20 protein-coding genes and 1 other annotated feature are annotated in these 17,786 nt (G+C 58.2%); all 20 genes read right to left on the reverse strand.

Annotated elements, in window-relative coordinates; genetic code table 11:
• Positions 1–33: 33 nt before the first annotated feature.
• The 20 genes from rpoB to AC6I6H_RS15130 all read right to left on the reverse strand — a co-directional run bounded on the left by rpoB (position 34) and on the right by AC6I6H_RS15130 (position 17,732).
• Positions 34–3,570 (reverse strand): DNA-directed RNA polymerase subunit beta, encoded by a 3,537-nt coding sequence (gene rpoB / locus AC6I6H_RS15035; protein ID WP_497954714.1) that lies wholly within the window; start codon positions 3,568–3,570, stop codon positions 34–36.
• Between the two features lie 487 nt (positions 3,571–4,057).
• Positions 4,058–4,654: a class I SAM-dependent methyltransferase gene (locus tag AC6I6H_RS15040; protein WP_497954716.1), complete on the reverse strand. Its 597-nt coding sequence runs from the start codon at positions 4,652–4,654 to the stop codon at positions 4,058–4,060.
• Positions 4,655–4,793: 139 nt separating this feature from the next.
• Positions 4,794–5,159 carry a 50S ribosomal protein L7/L12 gene (gene rplL / locus AC6I6H_RS15045; RefSeq protein WP_497954717.1) on the reverse strand — a complete coding sequence of 122 codons (366 nt, stop codon included), beginning with the start codon at positions 5,157–5,159 and terminating at the stop codon, positions 4,794–4,796.
• Between the two features lie 89 nt (positions 5,160–5,248).
• Positions 5,249–5,761 carry a 50S ribosomal protein L10 gene (gene rplJ / locus AC6I6H_RS15050; protein WP_497954719.1) on the reverse strand — a complete coding sequence of 171 codons (513 nt, stop codon included), beginning with the start codon at positions 5,759–5,761 and terminating at the stop codon, positions 5,249–5,251.
• A 44-nt stretch (positions 5,762–5,805) separates the two neighbouring features.
• Positions 5,806–5,954, reverse strand: a sequence feature (ribosomal protein L10 leader region).
• Positions 5,955–5,996: 42 nt separating this feature from the next.
• Positions 5,997–6,689: a 50S ribosomal protein L1 gene (rplA, locus tag AC6I6H_RS15055; RefSeq protein WP_497954721.1), complete on the reverse strand. Its 693-nt coding sequence runs from the start codon at positions 6,687–6,689 to the stop codon at positions 5,997–5,999.
• Between the two features lie 161 nt (positions 6,690–6,850).
• Entirely contained in the window at positions 6,851–7,276 is a 426-nt protein-coding gene (gene rplK, locus AC6I6H_RS15060; protein ID WP_497954722.1) for a 50S ribosomal protein L11, read from the reverse strand.
• A gap of 195 nt (positions 7,277–7,471) precedes the next feature.
• Positions 7,472–8,005 carry a transcription termination/antitermination protein NusG gene (gene nusG / locus AC6I6H_RS15065; RefSeq protein WP_497954725.1) on the reverse strand — a complete coding sequence of 178 codons (534 nt, stop codon included), beginning with the start codon at positions 8,003–8,005 and terminating at the stop codon, positions 7,472–7,474.
• Between the two features lie 19 nt (positions 8,006–8,024).
• Positions 8,025–8,237 (reverse strand): preprotein translocase subunit SecE, encoded by a 213-nt coding sequence (secE, locus tag AC6I6H_RS15070; RefSeq protein ID WP_497954727.1) that lies wholly within the window; start codon positions 8,235–8,237, stop codon positions 8,025–8,027.
• A gap of 21 nt (positions 8,238–8,258) precedes the next feature.
• Complete coding sequence (rpmG, locus tag AC6I6H_RS15075) at positions 8,259–8,408, reverse strand: 50S ribosomal protein L33 (protein ID WP_040953140.1); 150 nt, start codon at positions 8,406–8,408, stop codon at positions 8,259–8,261.
• Between the two features lie 267 nt (positions 8,409–8,675).
• Positions 8,676–9,323: an RNA polymerase sporulation sigma factor SigH gene (gene sigH / locus AC6I6H_RS15080; RefSeq protein ID WP_497954728.1), complete on the reverse strand. Its 648-nt coding sequence runs from the start codon at positions 9,321–9,323 to the stop codon at positions 8,676–8,678.
• Between the two features lie 152 nt (positions 9,324–9,475).
• Positions 9,476–9,988 carry an NYN domain-containing protein gene (locus AC6I6H_RS15085; RefSeq protein WP_497954729.1) on the reverse strand — a complete coding sequence of 171 codons (513 nt, stop codon included), beginning with the start codon at positions 9,986–9,988 and terminating at the stop codon, positions 9,476–9,478.
• A 9-nt stretch (positions 9,989–9,997) separates the two neighbouring features.
• Positions 9,998–10,738, reverse strand: a complete 741-nt coding sequence (gene rlmB, locus AC6I6H_RS15090) for a 23S rRNA (guanosine(2251)-2'-O)-methyltransferase RlmB (protein WP_497954730.1) — start codon at positions 10,736–10,738, stop codon at positions 9,998–10,000.
• Positions 10,739–10,767: 29 nt separating this feature from the next.
• Positions 10,768–11,199, reverse strand: coding sequence for a Mini-ribonuclease 3 (locus tag AC6I6H_RS15095; RefSeq protein ID WP_497954731.1), 432 nt, complete (start codon positions 11,197–11,199; stop codon positions 10,768–10,770).
• 10 nt (positions 11,200–11,209) lie between these two features.
• Positions 11,210–12,616, reverse strand: a complete 1,407-nt coding sequence (gene cysS / locus AC6I6H_RS15100; RefSeq protein WP_497954732.1) for a cysteine--tRNA ligase — start codon at positions 12,614–12,616, stop codon at positions 11,210–11,212.
• The gene (cysE, locus tag AC6I6H_RS15105; protein WP_497954733.1) at positions 12,606–13,268 is read right to left on the reverse strand and encodes a serine O-acetyltransferase; all 663 of its coding nucleotides are present in this window, start codon (positions 13,266–13,268) and stop codon (positions 12,606–12,608) included. The genes cysS and cysE overlap by 11 nt, the downstream gene beginning before the upstream one ends.
• Positions 13,269–13,750: 482 nt before the next feature.
• A complete protein-coding gene (gene gltX / locus AC6I6H_RS15110; protein WP_497954736.1) occupies positions 13,751–15,208 on the reverse strand; it encodes a glutamate--tRNA ligase in 1,458 nt (485 codons plus the stop codon).
• Positions 15,209–15,248: 40 nt separating this feature from the next.
• The gene (gene ispF / locus AC6I6H_RS15115; RefSeq protein WP_497954739.1) at positions 15,249–15,734 is read right to left on the reverse strand and encodes a 2-C-methyl-D-erythritol 2,4-cyclodiphosphate synthase; all 486 of its coding nucleotides are present in this window, start codon (positions 15,732–15,734) and stop codon (positions 15,249–15,251) included.
• Positions 15,731–16,453: a 2-C-methyl-D-erythritol 4-phosphate cytidylyltransferase gene (gene ispD / locus AC6I6H_RS15120; RefSeq protein ID WP_497954741.1), complete on the reverse strand. Its 723-nt coding sequence runs from the start codon at positions 16,451–16,453 to the stop codon at positions 15,731–15,733. The genes ispF and ispD overlap by 4 nt, the downstream gene beginning before the upstream one ends.
• 1 nt (position 16,454) lies before the next feature.
• On the reverse strand, positions 16,455–16,619 hold the full coding sequence (locus tag AC6I6H_RS15125; RefSeq protein ID WP_497954743.1) for a hypothetical protein: 165 nt from the start codon (positions 16,617–16,619) through the stop codon (positions 16,455–16,457).
• 36 nt (positions 16,620–16,655) lie between these two features.
• Positions 16,656–17,732, reverse strand: coding sequence for a PIN/TRAM domain-containing protein (locus AC6I6H_RS15130; RefSeq protein WP_497954746.1), 1,077 nt, complete (start codon positions 17,730–17,732; stop codon positions 16,656–16,658).
• Between the last annotated feature and the right edge of the window lie 54 nt (positions 17,733–17,786).

Raw genomic sequence — 17,786 nt, forward strand, 5'->3', positions numbered from 1 at the left:
CAACCCTCCTCAAGATTGTACTGCTTCTGCCGATCACTCGACTCCGTACTCCGCGCCTTCGAGATTCAGATTCAGCTTGTCGCCGCTGACATCGTCCTCGTCGTCCAGCTCTTTCATTTCAATTTCCTGCTCGTCGCCCGAAAGGATCTTCACGTCCATGCCCAAGCTTTGCAGCTCCTTGATCAGAACCTTGAAGGATTCCGGAACGCCCGGCTCCGGCACGTTTTCGCCTTTGACGATCGATTCGTACGTCTTGACCCGGCCGACCACGTCGTCGGACTTGACGGTGAGAATTTCCTGGAGCGTATAGGCGGCGCCATAGGCTTCCAGGGCCCAAACTTCCATCTCCCCGAACCGCTGCCCGCCGAATTGCGCTTTGCCGCCCAGCGGCTGCTGCGTAACGAGGGAGTACGGCCCGGTGGAACGGGCGTGGATTTTGTCGTCGACCATGTGCGCCAGCTTGATCATATACATGACGCCGACGGTGACTTCGCGCTCAAACTCTTCGCCTGTGCGGCCGTCGTACAAACGCGTTTTGCCGTTGCGCTGCATGCCGGCTTCCACCATCGTGTCGAACACGTCGTTCTCGTGCGCGCCGTCGAATACCGGCGTCGCCACGTGAATGCCGAGCTGAAGGGCGGCCATGCCGAGGTGAACCTCCAGCACTTGCCCGATGTTCATCCGGGAAGGTACGCCCAGCGGGTTCAAAACAACCTGCACCGGCGTTCCGTCCGGCAGGAAAGGCATATCCTCTTCCGGCAGAATGCGGGCCACAACCCCTTTGTTGCCGTGGCGTCCGGCCATCTTGTCGCCTTCGGAGATTTTCCGCTTCTGGGCAATGTAGACGCGCACCAGCTGGTTCACGCCGGGCGGAAGCTCGTCTCCGTTCTCGCGGGTAAATACCTTCACGTCGACTACGATGCCGTCCGTACCGTGCGGAACATGCAGCGAGGTATCGCGCACTTCGCGCGCTTTTTCACCGAAGATGGCGTGCAGCAGGCGTTCTTCCGCCGTCAGCTCGGTCACGCCTTTGGGCGTTACCTTGCCGACCAGGATGTCGCCGGCCGCAATCTCGGCGCCGACGCGAATGATGCCGCGCTCGTCAAGGTTCTTCAGCGCTTCTTCGCCGACGTTCGGGATATCGCGGGTGATTTCTTCCGGTCCGAGCTTCGTGTCGCGGGCTTCGGACTCGTATTCTTCAATATGAATCGAGGTGTACACGTCCTCTTTGACAAGACGCTCGCTGAGGAGGATGGCATCCTCGTAGTTGTACCCTTCCCAGGTCATGAACGCGACGACCACGTTGCGGCCGAGCGCGAGCTCGCCCTGCTCCGTCGAAGGACCGTCGGCCAGAATGTCGCCGGCTTTGACGATCTCGCCGCGGAACACAAGCGGACGCTGGTTGATGCACGTCCCTTGGTTGGACCGCTCGAATTTGTGCAGCTTGTATTTGTCCAGGTTGCCGTTGACAAGCTTGCCGTCAATGGTTTCCTGGCGGCGCACCCAGATTTCGTTCGCGCTCGTGCGCTCGACAACGCCGTCGTACTTCGCGACGATACAAACGCCGGAGTCCTTGGCGGATTTATGCTCCATGCCGGTGCCGACCAGCGGAGAGCGGGGCACAAGCAGCGGAACGGCTTGCCGCTGCATGTTCGATCCCATAAGCGCACGGTTGGAGTCGTCGTTCTCAAGGAACGGGATCAGCGCCGTGGCGACGGAAACGACCTGCTTCGGCGAAATGTCCATGTAGTCGACACGCTCGCGCGGAAGCGTCAGAATGTCGTCCTTGAACCGGACGATGACGTTTTCTTCGGCAAACTTGCCTTCTTCGGTCAGCACCGCGTTCGCCTGGGCGACGACGTAGTTGTCTTCCTCGTCGGCCGTCAGGTAATCGATTTGCTCCGTGACAACGCCCGTGTTCGGGTCGACGCGCCGGTACGGCGCTTCGATGAAGCCATACTCGTTAATCCGTGCGAACGTGGACAGCGAGTTGATCAACCCGATGTTCGGACCTTCCGGCGTCTCGATCGGACACATCCGGCCGTAGTGGGACGGGTGAACGTCGCGCACTTCCATGCCTGCCCGTTCCCGCGTCAGGCCGCCTGGGCCAAGCGCCGACAGACGGCGTTTGTGCGTAAGCTCGGCGAGCGGGTTCGTTTGGTCCATGAACTGCGAAAGCTGGGAGCTTCCGAAGAACTCCTTGATGGAGGCGATGACCGGACGAATGTTGATCAGCGCCTGCGGCGTGATGACATTGGCGTCCTGGATCGACATGCGCTCGCGAACCACCCGTTCCATCCGGGAAAGCCCGATGCGGAACTGGTTTTGCAGCAGCTCGCCTACGGAACGCAGACGGCGGTTGCCCAGGTGGTCGATATCGTCGGTGCTGCCGATGCCGTGCAGCAGGCCGATGAAGTAGTTGATCGAAGCGATGATATCCGCCGGCGTAATATGCTTGACGGATTTGTCGATCGTACCGTTCGCAATCACTTTGACAAGCTTGTTGTCTTCCTGCGGAGAATAGACGTTGATCACCTGAACCGGAATTTCCTCCGATTCGGTCACACCGCCCGCAACGGAATACGAACGGAAGCCCACATTCTTCTCCAGGTACGGAAGAACCTGATCGAGCAGGCGGCGGTCAAGCATTTGTCCGGCCTCGGCGATAATTTCGCCGGTATCCGGATCAACCAGCGTTTCAGCCAGCCGCTGATTGAACAGGCGGTTTTTGATATGAAGCTTCTTGTTGATTTTATAGCGGCCGACATTGGCCAAGTCATAGCGCTTCGGATCGAAGAAACGGGCTACCAGCAGGCTTCTGGCGTTCTCCAGGGTCGGAGGCTCGCCCGGCCGCAGGCGCTCGTAAATTTCGATCAACGCTTTTTCGGTGGAATCGGTATTGTCTTTATCCAGCGTGTTCCGGATAAACTCGTCGTCGCCGAGGAGATCCAGAATTTCCGCATCCGTGCCGAAGCCGAGCGCGCGGAGAAGAACCGTCACGGGAATTTTGCGCGTGCGGTCGATCCGGACATAGATGATGTCCTTCGCGTCGGTTTCAAGCTCAAGCCAGGCCCCGCGGTTCGGAATTACCGTCGCCGTGAAGGTCTTTTTTGCATTCTTGTCGATCTTGGTGCTGAAGTAGACGCTGGGAGAACGAACAAGCTGACTGACGATGACACGCTCGGCGCCGTTGATAATGAAAGTGCCGGTTTCCGTCATCAGCGGGAAATCGCCCATGAAGACTTCCTGCTCCTTGACTTCGCCGGTTTCCTTATTGATCAGGCGCACTTTAACCCGCAGCGGAGCGGCATAAGTTACGTCGCGCTCTTTGGAATCGTCGACCGTATACTTGGGCTCGCCCAGGCTGTAGTCGATGAATTCCAATACCAGATTGCCCGTAAAGTCCTGAATCGGGGAAATATCCTGGAACATTTCCCGCAGGCCTTCATCCAGAAACCACTGATACGATTTCTGTTGGATTTCAATCAGGTTGGGGACTTCCAGGATTTCGTTGATCCGCGCATAGCTTCTGCGTTTGCGTCGTCCGTATTGTACAAGATGACCTGCCAACTTTTCTTCACCCCTTGTGTCTACTCAATGAAACTTCTAGCATGGATGCCCGGCCTTCCAAAGCGCCGGTTTCCCCGCGCCTTCAGGCCGTGCCCGCCCGCACGGGCGGCGTTTTACCAACGACATCGGAAAGCCCATTCCCGCGGAGGGAACAACCTTTCGGATATCGATAAAACAAGAAAAAGCTTCGACCGAAGCCTCCTTGACGGCTTCCCACAAGGCCTGTAGTCAAAGTCTTTCCTAAGCTGTACGGCAGAAAACGACCGATTCGTCTATTCTGTAGATATTGCCCAAAAACCAAATATTATACGCCAGCATCCGAAACTTTATGCACGGGGCCGGAAAAATAATCGGTGATGGGTTTCATCCAGAGCGAAACGGTCTATCAAAAAGAACTTGACATTTTAGTCAACTAAAGACATGAAGCCCATTTTATACTGACATTTTATTATGATATCACATAACAATATGGCAGTCAATGAAAACTTCACCGGACACAGCTATAGATTGAAAAGCCTTTTTTCTTCGCCGCCTCTTGAACGGATCCAAAAAGTTTCTCCAATTTTGCATAAGCGGAAGGAGCGCCTTGTTTTTTTTGAATAACGACCCACAGACGGCCGCCCACCTTCAAGTGCTCTCTTGCCTCGGTGAAAATCCGGTGCACCGTTTCCTTCCCGGCCCGTATGGGCGGGTTGGTCAAAATGCAGTCGAACTCGCGGCCCGCAAGCTCCTCAAACAGATTGCTGACCATGATCTCCACGTTGGCGACCGAATTCGCCGCTGCGTTCTGACGGGCCAGCTCCACTGCGCGTTCATTGATGTCCACCATCGTCACCTTGCCGGGAGCGGCGAGCCGGGCGGCCGACAACCCGATCGGCCCGTATCCGCAGCCGACATCCAACACTTCGGCGCCGGCCGGAATGGCCATCGTTTCTATCAGCAGCCTGCTGCCGAAATCGATGCCGCCCTTGGAAAAAACCCCTGCGTCGGTCGTGAAGGAAAAGTCATGCCCGCGCAGCGTTTCCCGAAAGGTTCTCAGGTCGTGGCCGGCGGACGGCTTGCTGGTATAGTAGTGCTCGCCCATGCTCGATACCTCCCGTGATAAAACATGGAGCCGCCCTTGTCAAGCAAGGTCGGCTCCACGATAAAGGCGGGCGGGTATCGCGAACGGCTGGCGCCGCGATCCGGTCCGCTTTAGTAGCCCCTGACGGGGCCGGTTTAACTTACTTTACTTCTACCGTAGCGCCAGCTTCGGTAAGTTTTGCTTTGAGGGCTTCTGCGTCCTCTTTGGAAATCTTTTCTTTGATCGGTTTCGGAGCGTTGTCAACCAGATCTTTCGCTTCTTTCAGGCCGAGACCCGTGATTTCGCGAACGACTTTGATGACGTTGATTTTGGACGCGCCGGCGTTGGTCAGGATTACGTCGAATTCGGTTTGCTCAGCGGCTTCAGCAGCTGCTGCGCCTCCGCCAACAACTGCTACCGGAGCAGCGGCGGTTACGCCGAATTCCTCTTCGATTGCTTTTACCAGATCGTTCAGTTCGAGAACGGTCATGCCTTTGATGGCTTCGAGAATTTGCTCTTTGCTCATGGTAAACCTCCATATAATCGTATTGGGTTGAACGTTTCGGTTCATCGGAAACCCGGAAGGGGTTCTCCGGTATCATCATGCGGTCAAACTTACGCTTCTTGCACTCCGCCTTCTTGCTTCTCGGCGACGGCTTTGACAGCCAGCGCAACATTGCGCATCGGCGCTTGCAGGACGGAAAGCAGCATGGAAAGCAGACCTTCGCGGGAAGGAAGCTCCGCCAGCGCTTTGATTTGGTCGATGCCGACAACTCTGCCTTCAACGACCCCGCCTTTTACGCTCAGCTTGTCGTTCTTCTTCGCGAAGTCGGACAGGATTTTGGCCGGCGCTACCGCGTCTTCCTTACAGAACGCGATCGCGGTCGGGCCGCTCAGGTATTGGTCCAGCTCGGTCAGCTCCGCATCGGCGGTCGCGCGGCGGACAACAGAGTTCTTCAAGACTTGGAACTCTACGTTCGCTTGGCGCAATTGTTTCCGAAGCTCGGTTACTTGGGCTACGTTCAGACCGCGGTAGTCGACCACGACGGTCGTCACGCTTTCCTTCAGTTTGCCGGAAACCTCAGCCGCTTGCTGTTGTTTGAGTTCCAAAACTTTTGCGTTTGCCATTGATACACCTCCTGTAACTGTACTGCCTTAACATCCTTGCGACAGACGAACATAGAAAAGGCCTTCGCGCTCGCACGAAGGCCCAGAAGTCGTAATTCCAGACGGAATCCACAACTATATCCGAACGCCTCGGGAGGAAATTAAGTCCGGGAACCCGGACACCTACTGTCTACGGCAGCATATTCATTTTCAAACCTTACGACAGCTTACCAGATCACACGGATCCAGTCAATGCTTATCTGAACGATTGCAGGCTCAGCTTCACGCTCGGTCCCATCGTGGAGGAAACCGCGGCACCCTTCAGGTATACCCCTTTGGCGGCTGCCGGCTTCGCGCGAACGAGAGCGTCGATCAGCGCGCGCAGGTTTTCGGCCAGTTGTTCTTCTCCGAAGGACACTTTACCGATCGGGGCATGAATTTGTCCCGCTCTGTCCAAACGGTATTCGATCTTACCGGCTTTGATTTCCTGAACGGCTTTCGCTACGTCAAACGTAACGGTGCCCGCTTTCGGGTTCGGCATCAGGCCTTTGCCCCCGAGCAGACGCCCGAGTTTCCCGACTTCGCTCATCATGTCCGGCGTAGCTACGCAGACATCGAAGTCGAACCAGCCTTGCTGAATTTTGTTGATCATGTCTTGGTCGCCGACAAAATCGGCTCCCGCTTGCTCGGCTTCCTTGGCTTTGTCGCCTTTGGCGAACACGAGCACGCGTTTCGTTTTACCGGTTCCGTGCGGAAGTACAACGACTCCACGGACGGCCTGGTCTTGTTTCTTCGGGTCAACGCCCAGACGGACAGCGACTTCGACCGTTTCGTCGAATTTCGCGGCAGCCATCTTCTTCACGGCGACAACGGCGTCCTGCGGCTCGTAAAGAGCTTCTTGGTCAACCGTCTTGACCGCTTCGGCATACTTCTTACCATGCTTCGGCACGTCTTGTTCCTCCTTTGTGGTACTAACGGAATATCCTCCCACATACGGCCTTGAAAAGACCGATATCCAAACGTAAAACGAGCGCCGGTCCAAAACCGGACGAAACCGTTTCGGGAAGCTTGCATTTGGATGAAACCGGGTTGCGGCACGTCACGAACCGATTAGTCGGCGATCGTGATGCCCATGCTGCGGGCGGTACCTTCGACCATGCGCATTGCGGCCTCGACGGTCGCAGCGTTCAGGTCTTCCATTTTTTGCTCGGCGATTTCGCGAACCTTATCGCGCTTGAGCGTAGCGACTTTCTTCTTGTTCGGCTCGCCCGAACCCTTCTCGATGCCGGCTGCTACGCGGAGCAGAACAGCTGCGGGCGGGGTTTTGGTGATGAACGTGAAGGAGCGGTCTTCGAATACGGAGATTTCAACCGGAATGATCAAACCGGCTTGGTCTGCCGTGCGGGCGTTGAACTCTTTGCAGAATGCCATGATGTTTACGCCTGCTTGACCGAGTGCGGGACCGATCGGCGGTGCGGGATTCGCTTTGCCTGCGGGAACCTGCAGTTTTACCATTTTGATTACCTTTTTAGCCATGCGGGACACCTCCTTGCCTGGAATGTGGTCGAACGGGACTTTGCCCTCCCACCGGGATAAGCGTTCGCTGCCGCAAGCGGAAGCGCGCGATTATCGTGGATGCCGCGAGCCGGACCGGCTCGCAAACGAATACGCCCGCCAGGGAGGCAGACGCATAGAAACCGCTTATGAAAAACAGCCCTTGGGGCGGCTTCCCTATAACTTTTCCACTTGAGTGAAATCCAGCTCAAGCGGGGTTTCCCTGCCAAACATGTTGACGTGAACCTTCAGCTTGCTCTTGTCGAAGAGAATCTCTTCCACGGAGCCAACGAAGTCGGCAAAAGGCCCTACCTTGACGCGTACCGTCTCCTTCAGTTCGAAGTCGATGCGCGGCTTCGGTTCCTCAATTCCCATGTGACGAAGAATGGCGTCAACCTCTTCGGGCAGAAGCGGAGTCGGCTTCGATCCCGAACCGGTGGAGCCTACAAATCCTGTCACGCCAGGGGTGTTGCGGACGACATACCAGGAGTCGTCGGTCTGAATCATTTCCACGAGGACATAACCGGGGTAAACTTTACGCATGACGGTTTTCTTCTTGCCGTCCTTGTTCACCAGTTCCTCTTCCATAGGGACGAGGACGCGGAAAATCTTGTCCTGCATATTCATGGATTCGACGCGCTTCTCCAAGTTGGCCCTTACCTTGTTCTCATACCCGGAGTAGGTATGGACGACATACCATCTTTTCTCCATGATCGTCTCCTTGGTCACTTTATTTAGTGACGAGTCTCACTAGCTCGGAAATGATCAGATCCAAGATAGTGAAATAGATTCCCACGAAAATGATCGTCGTGATAACCACGATCGTGTAGCTGGTCAGTTCCTTGCGTCCCGGCCACTTGACCTTGCGCAGTTCGGACCAGCTCTCCGCGAAGAAGGAGAACGTTGAACTGAATCCTTGCTTCATTCTGGCTACGAATCCCACAACTGCACCTCCGTTTTAACCTTAACGGGTCTCGCGATGAAGCTGATGAGAATTGCAGAATTTGCAATATTTCTTCTTCTCCAAGCGGTCAGGGTTGTTACGCTTGTTCTTGTTGGACGTATAGTTTCTTTGCTTGCAGCTTGTACATGCCAACGTAATAATAACCCGCATGGATCACACCTCCCGAGACAACCTGAATTAAAGAACCCCGATTGTCTTGAGTAGACTCCGACAAATAGGGTTACCTAAAATAATTTAGCACAGCCTGACAGTGCTGTCAAGGAAGTTTTCTTCCGTCTGCTCCCCAGTATCGACCGTTTTCGGCCGCGTCAAACCGGATTCGGACAAAAAAAACATCCGTTCCCTCGGGAGCAGATGCGTCTTCATGGTCTGGCGGAAGCTGCCGGAGCGGTCTTCCTATTAAATTCAAAACAAACGCTAGTTCATATCCCGGACTTCCAGGTAACGCTCCAGCTTGCGCTTCACCCTCTGCAGGGCGTTGTCGATCGATTTCACGTGCCGGTCCAGATCCACCGCGATTTCCTGATAGGAACGCCCGTCCAGATAAAGCATGAGCACTTTCCGTTCCAGGTCGCTGAGGATTTCCCCCATCTTGTCTTCCAGGCCGCTGAATTCTTCCCGGTTGATGATGAGCTCTTCCGGATCGGTCACCTTCGGTCCGCAAATGACGTCCAGCAGCGTCCGGTCCGACTCTTCGTCGTAAATCGGCTTGTCCAGCGAAACATAGGAGTTGAGCGGAATGTGCTTCTGCCGCGTAGCCGTCTTGATGGCGGTGATGATCTGCCGCGTGATGCACAGCTCCGCGAAAGCCTTGAACGAAGCCAGCTTGTCCCCGCGGAAGTCGCGGATCGATTTGTACAGCCCGATCATGCCTTCCTGAACGATGTCTTCCCGGTCTGCGCCGATCAGAAAATAGGAGCGCGCTTTGGCCCTGACGAAATTCTTGTATTTGTTGATCAAGTGTTCCAATGCCTCGGAGTTTCCTTCGCGCACGGCCTCAACATTATCTTCATCGGCCATCAGGGCACAGTCCCGCTTTCTTGCTTTGTTGAGGTCAATACCCACCAAAAATCCCTCCGGCTTGGCTTGTCAGGCAGCAAGTGCATGCAACGGTCATATGGGAAAAAGCAAATATGTGAGTCAAGTATACATGATCGGTCCGATTATCGTCAACCTTATGAAAGCGCAATCTTTAGGATAAAAAGGCGGATTTCCGGCTATCTTTCCCCGCGTCGCCATTTTTCGAAACGATCTCTCATATCCTGACTCATTTTGCTATCGAAGGTGTTGCGGGCGGGCTTGGGAGCGTCGATCCGGCTGCGGACCTCCTTGCGGGTTTCCCGCACTTTGACGAGCAGCTCCCGGGCGGGCAGGCGAAGCGCGCCTTTGCCGAACACGACATGCTGCTCGGTCATGTCCGACGTGGCGACGTAGACTTGCCTGCGCCGGCCCGCCAGCTCCGTAACCAGCCGCTCGATCAGCTCGTCCGCCGTTTCCTTTTCGCGCGTGTACAGCACCCGGAGCTTGCTCTGCTCGTATTTGCCGCCGAGTCCAGGGACCTGGTGGGCGTCGAACACCAGATAGACGTCAAATCCCGAATACCCCTGGTAATCGGACAGGATGTCGATCAGCCGGTCGCGCGCGTCCTCCAGACGGATATCCCGCAGCCGGGCCAGCTCGGGCCAGGCTCCGATGATGTTGTATCCGTCGACGATCAAATAGTCTTTCATCCCGCGCTCCTAGACGGAAGCCCGGCGCTGACGCACAACCTCGTACATAAAAACGGAAGCCGCCACCGAAGCGTTCAGCGAGTTGATGCTTCCGAACATCGGCAGCTTGACGAGGAAATCGCATTTTTCCTTGATGAGCCGGCCGATGCCTTTCGCTTCGTTCCCGATGACCAGGGCGAGCGGAAGGCGGAAATCGCTTTGGTAAATGTCTTGTTTGGCTTCGCCGGCCGTGCCCGCCACCCAGATGCCGCGTTCCTTCAGCTGGTCGATCGTCTGCGCCAGGTTGGTCACCTTGGCTACCGGCACATATTCCGCCGCGCCTGCCGAGGTTTTCGAAACCGTGGCGGTCAGGCCGACGGACCGCCGCTTGGGAATGATCACCCCGTGCACGCCCGTGCATTCGGCGGTCCGCAGAATCGAGCCCAGGTTGTGCGGGTCCTCGATTTCATCGAGCAGCAGAAGGAAAGGCGGTTCCCCGCTTTCCTCGGCCGCCTTCAGGATGTCCTCCAGCTCGGCATATTCATAGGCGGCCACCTGGGCGACGACGCCCTGATGCTGCACTCCGCCGGCCATTTGATCCAGCTTCCGTTTGTCCGCCGTCTGCACGATGACGCCGAGCGTCTTCGCTTCGGCGAGAATCGGCTGGACCAGATGCTTCTGGGCCCCTTCGGCGACCCAGATTTTGTGGATCGCTCGGCCGGAGCGGAGAGCTTCCAGTACGGAGTGCTTTCCTGCCAAATATTCTTCCATGTTCGTTCCTCCATCTCGTAAAAAGGCGTTCAGCGCTCTCCGCCGGCTTCCTCCCCGGGTTCGGGAGCAAGGCCCGCCAGGAGAAGCTCATGCAGCCGGCCATGCTGCTTCGTGTAATACAAATAGCCGATCAGGCATTCAAAAGCGGTGCTGTGCCGGTACACGACCACCTCGGTGTTCTTCGGAACGGTGCCCGACTTGGCGTTGCGGCCGCGCCGCACGATGTCCTGCTCCTCCTCGGTCAGCAGCGGCATCCAACGCTCAAGCGTCCGCGCCTGCGCTTTGGCGGAAACGTAGCGGCTCGTTTCACGGTGCAGGTGGTGCGGCCGCTGGTTCGGCTGCGACAGGACATATTGCCGGATGAACAAGTCATACACGGCATCTCCCGCGTAAGCCAGGGCGAGCGGATTCATCAGCCGGGGCTCGACGGCGGGGGAAAAAGCGAAAAGGTTCGGTTCCATGCCCATCCCCTTACTTCCGGCGCCAGCGGATGCCCTGCGGCGTATCCTCCAGGATGATGCCCTGGGCGGCAAGCAGATCGCGGATTTCATCGGCGCGCGCCCAATTTTTGGTCCGCCGCGCTTCCTGGCGCTCTTCGATCAGACGATCAATCTCTTCGTCGCCTTGCTCATCCGCAAGTGGATAAAGGAGGCCCAGCACCGAGTCGAGCTGCCCGAACGCTTCCTTGAGCGCACGGAGCGTGCCCGACGAGGCGCGGCCTTCCTTGATTTCGCGGTTGGCTGCCGCCGCCAGGTCGAACATCGCCGTAATCGCGTCGGACGTGTTGAAGTCCTCGTCCATGCTCCGTTCGAAATCCGCAACCGCTTTTTGGGCGGCTGCAGCAGCCTCGCCGGACGCTGTGGTCTCTTCCGCTTCGCCCTCCGCCGCTTCCAGCACATGCAGCAGGTTGGCGTAGCTGTTGTTCAGCCGCTCGACGCCCGCCTCCGCCTGGCGCAGCGATTCGCTGCTGAAGTTAAGCGGATTCCGGTAATGCGTCGAGAGAATAACGAAGCGCAGCGCCTCCGGCTTGTGCTCACGCAAAATATCCCTCACGGAACGGCCGTTGCCAAGCGATTTGGACATCTTCTCGTTGTCGATGTTCAGGAAGGCGTTGTGCATCCAGTAGTTCGCCAGCGGCTTGCCGCTCAGCGATTCGGATTGGGCCGCTTCGCATTCATGGTGAGGGAACTCCAGATCCTCCCCGCCGCCGTGAATGTCGACCGTTTCCCCAAGGTACTTGGCCGCGAGGGCCGAGCATTCGATGTGCCAGCCCGGGCGCCCGGGTCCCCAGGGGCTTTCCCAGCTGATCTCGCCCGGCTTCGCGCCTTTCCACAGCACGAAGTCCTGCGGGCTTTCCTTACGCTCGTCCACGCCGACCCGGATGCCGTACTGCAGCTCCTCCAGATTTTTGCGCGAGATCTGGCCGTATTTCTCGAAGGTAGCCGTACGGAAAAACACATCCCCCCCGCTTTCGTACGCCGAGCCTTTGTCGACCAGGCCGGCGATAAAGCGGATGATCTCGGGCATGTTTTCCGTTACGCGCGGATTGATCGCCGGCCGCGCTTTCAGCGCCGCCGCGTCCTCCTCGTAGGCACGGATAAATTTGTCCGCGAGCTCGGGGACGGGCGTGCCCGTTTCCTCCGCCTTGCGGATCAGCTTGTCGTCCACATCGGTGAAATTGACGACGAATTTCACGTCGAAGCCGCGATACTCCAGATAGCGGCGCACCGCATCGAAGAAAATCAGCGGGCGGGAGTTTCCGATGTGAATATAGTCGTACACCGTCGGCCCGCAGACGTACATGGTTACTTTTCCCGGCTCGATCGGTTGAAATGCCTCTTTGCGACGTGTCGGCGTATTGAATATTTTAATCGTCATCGTGCTCGTTTCCTCCGTTCTTCCGTCTTTCCTCGTCCAGCTCCCGTTTCAGCTCCTCAATCTGCAGCTGCAGGTTTTGGCAGATGTCGATGACGGGGTCGGGCATATCCGCATGATTGAGCCGGCCGACCCGGACGCCGTCCAGCTTGACGATGCGCCCGGGGTTGCCCACCACCGTGCTGTTGCCGGGAACCTCCTTCAGCACGACGGCGTTGGCGCCGATCCGCGAATAGTCGCCTACCCGAAACGAACCGAGCACCTTTGCCCCCGAGCCGACCACCACCCCGTTGCCGATCGTGGGATGCCGCTTGCCTTTTTCTTTCCCCGTTCCTCCAAGCGTGACCCCTTGGTACAAAACTACGTCGTTGCCGATTTCGCAGGTCTCCCCGATGACGATCCCCATGCCGTGGTCAATGAAAAGGCGTTCCCCGATCCTGGCGCCGGGATGGATTTCAATGCCGGTCATAAAGCGCGAAAACTGGGAAATCGCCCGCGCCAGCGAAAACCACTTCTTGCCGTAGAGCCAGTGGGCGATCCGGTGCATCCAGATCGCGTGAATGCCGGAGTACGTTACTACTACTTCAAAGACCGAGCGCGCCGCCGGGTCATTGTCGAAAACCGCGCGAATGTCAGACCGCATACGTCGAAACATGTAAAAAGACCCCCAAAGCGTTCGAAATCGTGCAGGCAACGGCGAAGCGGCGGATGCAGATAACAGGAGGCGCAAAAGGACGGCGGGCTGCGGACGTGAGCACCGAACAAAAAGCGCCCCTGCGGCCGACAGGCCGCAGAGGCGCTTACGGGCGCGGTTCCACTCTGCTTGGGACCTCCGCGGCGGCGCGTTTGCCGGAGCGCGGCTTTGCGCGCATCCGGCAAACGGTTATCCGGGACCGTCCCCTCTTGTGTCCGTATCGTGGACGGCCGGCGGAGTCTACGCCAAACGGTTCGACTCCGCTGCTCCCGGGCGCAATTCCTTCCGGCGGAAAACGATACCTCGCAGCCCGGGCGGACACGCGGGTGCCGCCGTCGGGTATCTTCTCTGGTTTTTCCTGCCCGGCTGTACTCTTCCGGTCAATGCCTTGCCATATGCGGACTTTCGTCCGATTTTGTATTTAGTATATACAATGCGCCGCTTTATGACAACAAGGCGCGCAGCCGTTCGACGGTTTTCTCCCGGCCGAGCAGGAACACGGTTTCGTTCAGATCGGGTCCGTGGGTTTGTCCCGTCAGGGCGGCCCGGACCGGCATAAAGAGCTGCTTGCCCTTAAAGCCCGTGTCCTTTTGGACCTGCTTCAGCATCGCCTTGACCGCCTCTGGCTCAAAACCCTCCGCGCTTTCCGCCAGGCCAAGGAACGCCCCTAGCACCGCCGGCACCTGCTCCTCCGCAAGCACCGTCTTCGCCTCTTCCTCGTATTCTACATCCGGGCGGAAGAAAAGCTCGGTAAGCCCTACGATCTCCGAGCCGCAGTTCAGGTGGTCGCGGTACAAGCGGATCAGGCGGGCCGCCCACCGCAGCTCTTCTTCATCCGGCTCGGCGGACACGCGTCCAGCCTCTTGGAGATAAGGCAGGCAGAGGGCCGTAAGCCGCTCCGGCTCCAGCTTTTTGATGTACTGGCCGTTCATCCAGGCCAGCTTCGCGGTGTCGAACATCGCCGGGCTGCGGGACAGCCGGTTGGCGTCGAAAGCCGCGATCAGCTCTTCGCGCGTAAAGATTTCTTCCTCGCCTTCCGGCGACCAGCCGAGCAGGGCGATAAAGTTAAACAGTGTTTCCGGCAGGTAGCCGAGCTTGTCGTACTGGGCGATGAACTGAATGATCGATTCATCCCGCTTGCTCAGCTTCTTCCGGTTTTCGCCGACGATGAGGGTCATGTGGGCAAAAACCGGGGGTTCCCAGCCGAACGCCTCGTACAGCATCAGCTGCCGCGGGGTATTCGAAATATGCTCTTCCCCCCGCAGAACGTGGGAAATCTTCATCAGGTAGTCGTCCACCACAACGGCGAAGTTGTAGGTCGGGATGCCGTCCTTCTTGACGATAACAAAATCCCCGATGCCGTCCCCTTCAAACGCGATGTCGCCTTTAACCATATCCGTAAACGGGTAGGAACGCCCCTCCGGCACACGGAAGCGGACGCTGGGCACCCGGCCCTCCGCTTCAAACGCCTTTACCTGCTCGTCCGTCAGATGGCGGCAGCGGCCCGAGTATTGCGGGGTTTCGCCCCTGGCCGCCTGCTCCTCGCGCTCGCGCTCCAGTTCTTCCTCCGTGCAATAGCAGCGGTAGGCCTGGCCGCGTTCAAGCAGCCCCTGCCAGTAGGTCCGGTAAATGTCCAGCCGCTCCGTCTGCCGGTAAGGGCCGTACGGACCACCGATGTCGACGCTTTCGTCCCATTCCATCCCGAGCCATTTCAGGTAGTTAAGCTGGCTTTCCTCTCCGCCCTGCACGTTGCGTTTGAGGTCCGTGTCTTCAATCCGGATAATAAATTGTCCCCCGTGATGCCGGGCGAACAGGTAGTTGAACAGCGCCGTCCGGGTATTCCCGATATGCAGATGCCCGGTCGGGCTGGGCGCGTAGCGCACGCGTACCGGTTGATTCATCGTGCGATTCCTCCGTTCTCTCATAAAGAAGCCGTACAGGCTATGATAGCATATTTTTGAAAAGACAAACAACCGCCTGAGCCGCGATTCCTTCCTCGCGCCCCGTGAACCCGAGCTTCTCCGTCGTCGTCGCCTTGACGTTGACCTGTTCCGTCTCCGCCTCAAGCGCTCCCGCGATAATTTCCGCCATGCGCGGAATATAAGGGGCCATCTTGGGCCGCTGGCAAATGATCGTGGCGTCGAGGTTGCCGAGCCGGTAGTCCCGCTCCTTGGCAAGCGACCAGACCCGCTTCAGCAGCTTCAGGCTGTCTGCGTCCTTGTAGGCGGCGTCCGTATCGGGAAAATGCTTGCCGATGTCGCCAAGCGCAAGAGCCCCGAGAATCGCATCCGCTACGGCGTGCAGCAGCACGTCTGCGTCGGAATGGCCGGCGAGCCCTTTCTCGAACGGAATGTCCACCCCGCCCACGATGCACTTGCGGCCTTCCGCAAAGGCGTGAACGTCAAATCCTTGTCCTACCCGTATCATGTCATCTCTCCTTCAGCCGCAAGGCTTTTGCTCCGGCGGGCGGCATAGGTCTCCGCCCATTCCAGGTCCTCCGGCGTCGTGATTTTCAGGTTGTTGTAGCCGCCTTCCGCAATGGCGACCGGCAGGCCGGCCCGCTCCAGCAGCATGGCGTCGTCGGTGCCGATAAACCCGTCCTGCTCGGCGCTCTCATGCGCAGCGAGCAGGTCGCGGAGCCGGAACGCCTGCGGCGTCTGAACGGCCCAGAGCCGGCTCCGGTCCGGCGTGGATTCGATAAGGCCGGAAGGACCGGCAAGCTTGATCGTATCTTTGACCGGCACGGCCAGCACGGCGGCTCCGCAGGTCCGGGCGCGGCGCCAGCAGGCCAGAACATCGGCCGGCTCCGCGAAGGGACGGGCGGCGTCATGGACGAGCACCCACTCCGTGCCCGCGGGCAAAGCCCGCAGACCGCGGAAAACGGAGCTCTGCCGCTCATCGCCGCCGGCCACGACGGCCGTCACCTTGCGGAGGCCGCGCTCGCGGATCAGCGACTCGCAACGCCCGATGTCGGCAGCGCCTGTAACCAGCACAATGCTTGCCGCTTCCGCCATTGCTTCAAAAAGCTCCAATGCATAAAGAAAAACCGGCTTCCCGCCGATCGGCAAAAACTGCTTGCTCTCGGCCGTGCGCATGCGCGTGCCCCGGCCGGCGGCGACCACCACCGCGCCGAATGTGGTTTCCATGTCATTCCTCCCCGAGTGGCGAAAGCGGCCTTCCGAACCGGCAGCCGCGCAGCAAGCGCACAGTCCGGTCCTGCCTTTCGCCGCTGAAGACGGACGGGCTGCCGCTGCTCGCCGAAGCGGCGCGCAAAAAAAGCAGCCCGGTTGTCCGGTCCGTGCTCATTCGCACCGCCGGCCCGCCTTTGGCTGCTTTTATCATACCGTTTTATTGCGCTTTTTCCAACAGCTTGGGCTTTGCAAAGATCATCCGGCCGGCGGACGTCTGGAGGACGCTCGTCACCATCGCCTCCATGGTGGTACCGATAAAGTCCCGGCCGCCCTCGACCACGATCATCGTGCCGTCGTCCAGGTAAGCGACGCCCTGGCCGTGCTCTTTGCCGTCCTTGATCACTTGCACCACAATTTCCTCGCCCGGCAGAACAACCGGCTTCACCGCATTGGCCAAATCGTTAATGTTCAGCACCGATACGCCTTGCAGCTCGCATACCTTGTTCAGGTTAAAGTCGTTGGTCAGCACCTTGCCGTGCAGCACCTTCGCCAGCCGGACGAGCTTGCTGTCCACTTCGGAGATGTCGTCGAAATCCCCCTCGTAGATCAGCACGTTAACGTCGAGCTCCTTCTGGATCTTGTTCAGAATATCCAGCCCGCGGCGTCCCCGGTTGCGTTTCAAAAGATCCGACGAATCGGCGATATGCTGAAGCTCCTCCAGCACAAATGCAGCGATGACCAGCGTGCCTTCGATAAACCCGGTTTTGCAGATATCGGCGATTCGACCGTCGATGATCACGCTGGTGTCGAGAATTTTGTAGTCTTCCCTCTTTTCTTCTTCCTGCGGGTCTCCGCCTGTCAAACGTTCGTAAGAAGCAAGGAATTCCTCACGCTTGGCGGTGCCCAGCCGGTACCCCGTTCCGGCGAGCAGCGCCGTCACCGCCAAAGGCAGCAGCGGGTTTCCGCCGCCAATCGAATCCGCCAGCGGGTACAACAGCGCAGCGGCGGCAAGCCCCAGCAATAGCCCGCCGGCGGCAAAAGCAAGCTGGTTGGCCGGCGTCCGGCGCAGCGCAGCGTCCATTCGCGCGGCGGAGCGGGCCAGGCTTTCACCGCCCAGCGCGGCCGCCAGCCAGAACAAGAGGGCGGTGCCGCCGGTCGTCCACCAGATGGAGAAGCTCCCGTCCATCCATGAATCTCCGGCAAACGGGCGGGCCAACAGACCGATTTCATAATGCCAGTAAAAACCGACCGCAGCTCCTGCCAGCAGCGCGATCAGCCGCAATCCTTTTTTCATGCATCTCACCTTTCCTTTCTTTTGTATGCGACGGATGCGGTTATCCCGTTTTCC

It is taken from the genome of Gorillibacterium sp. sgz306347, assembly GCF_059735245.1.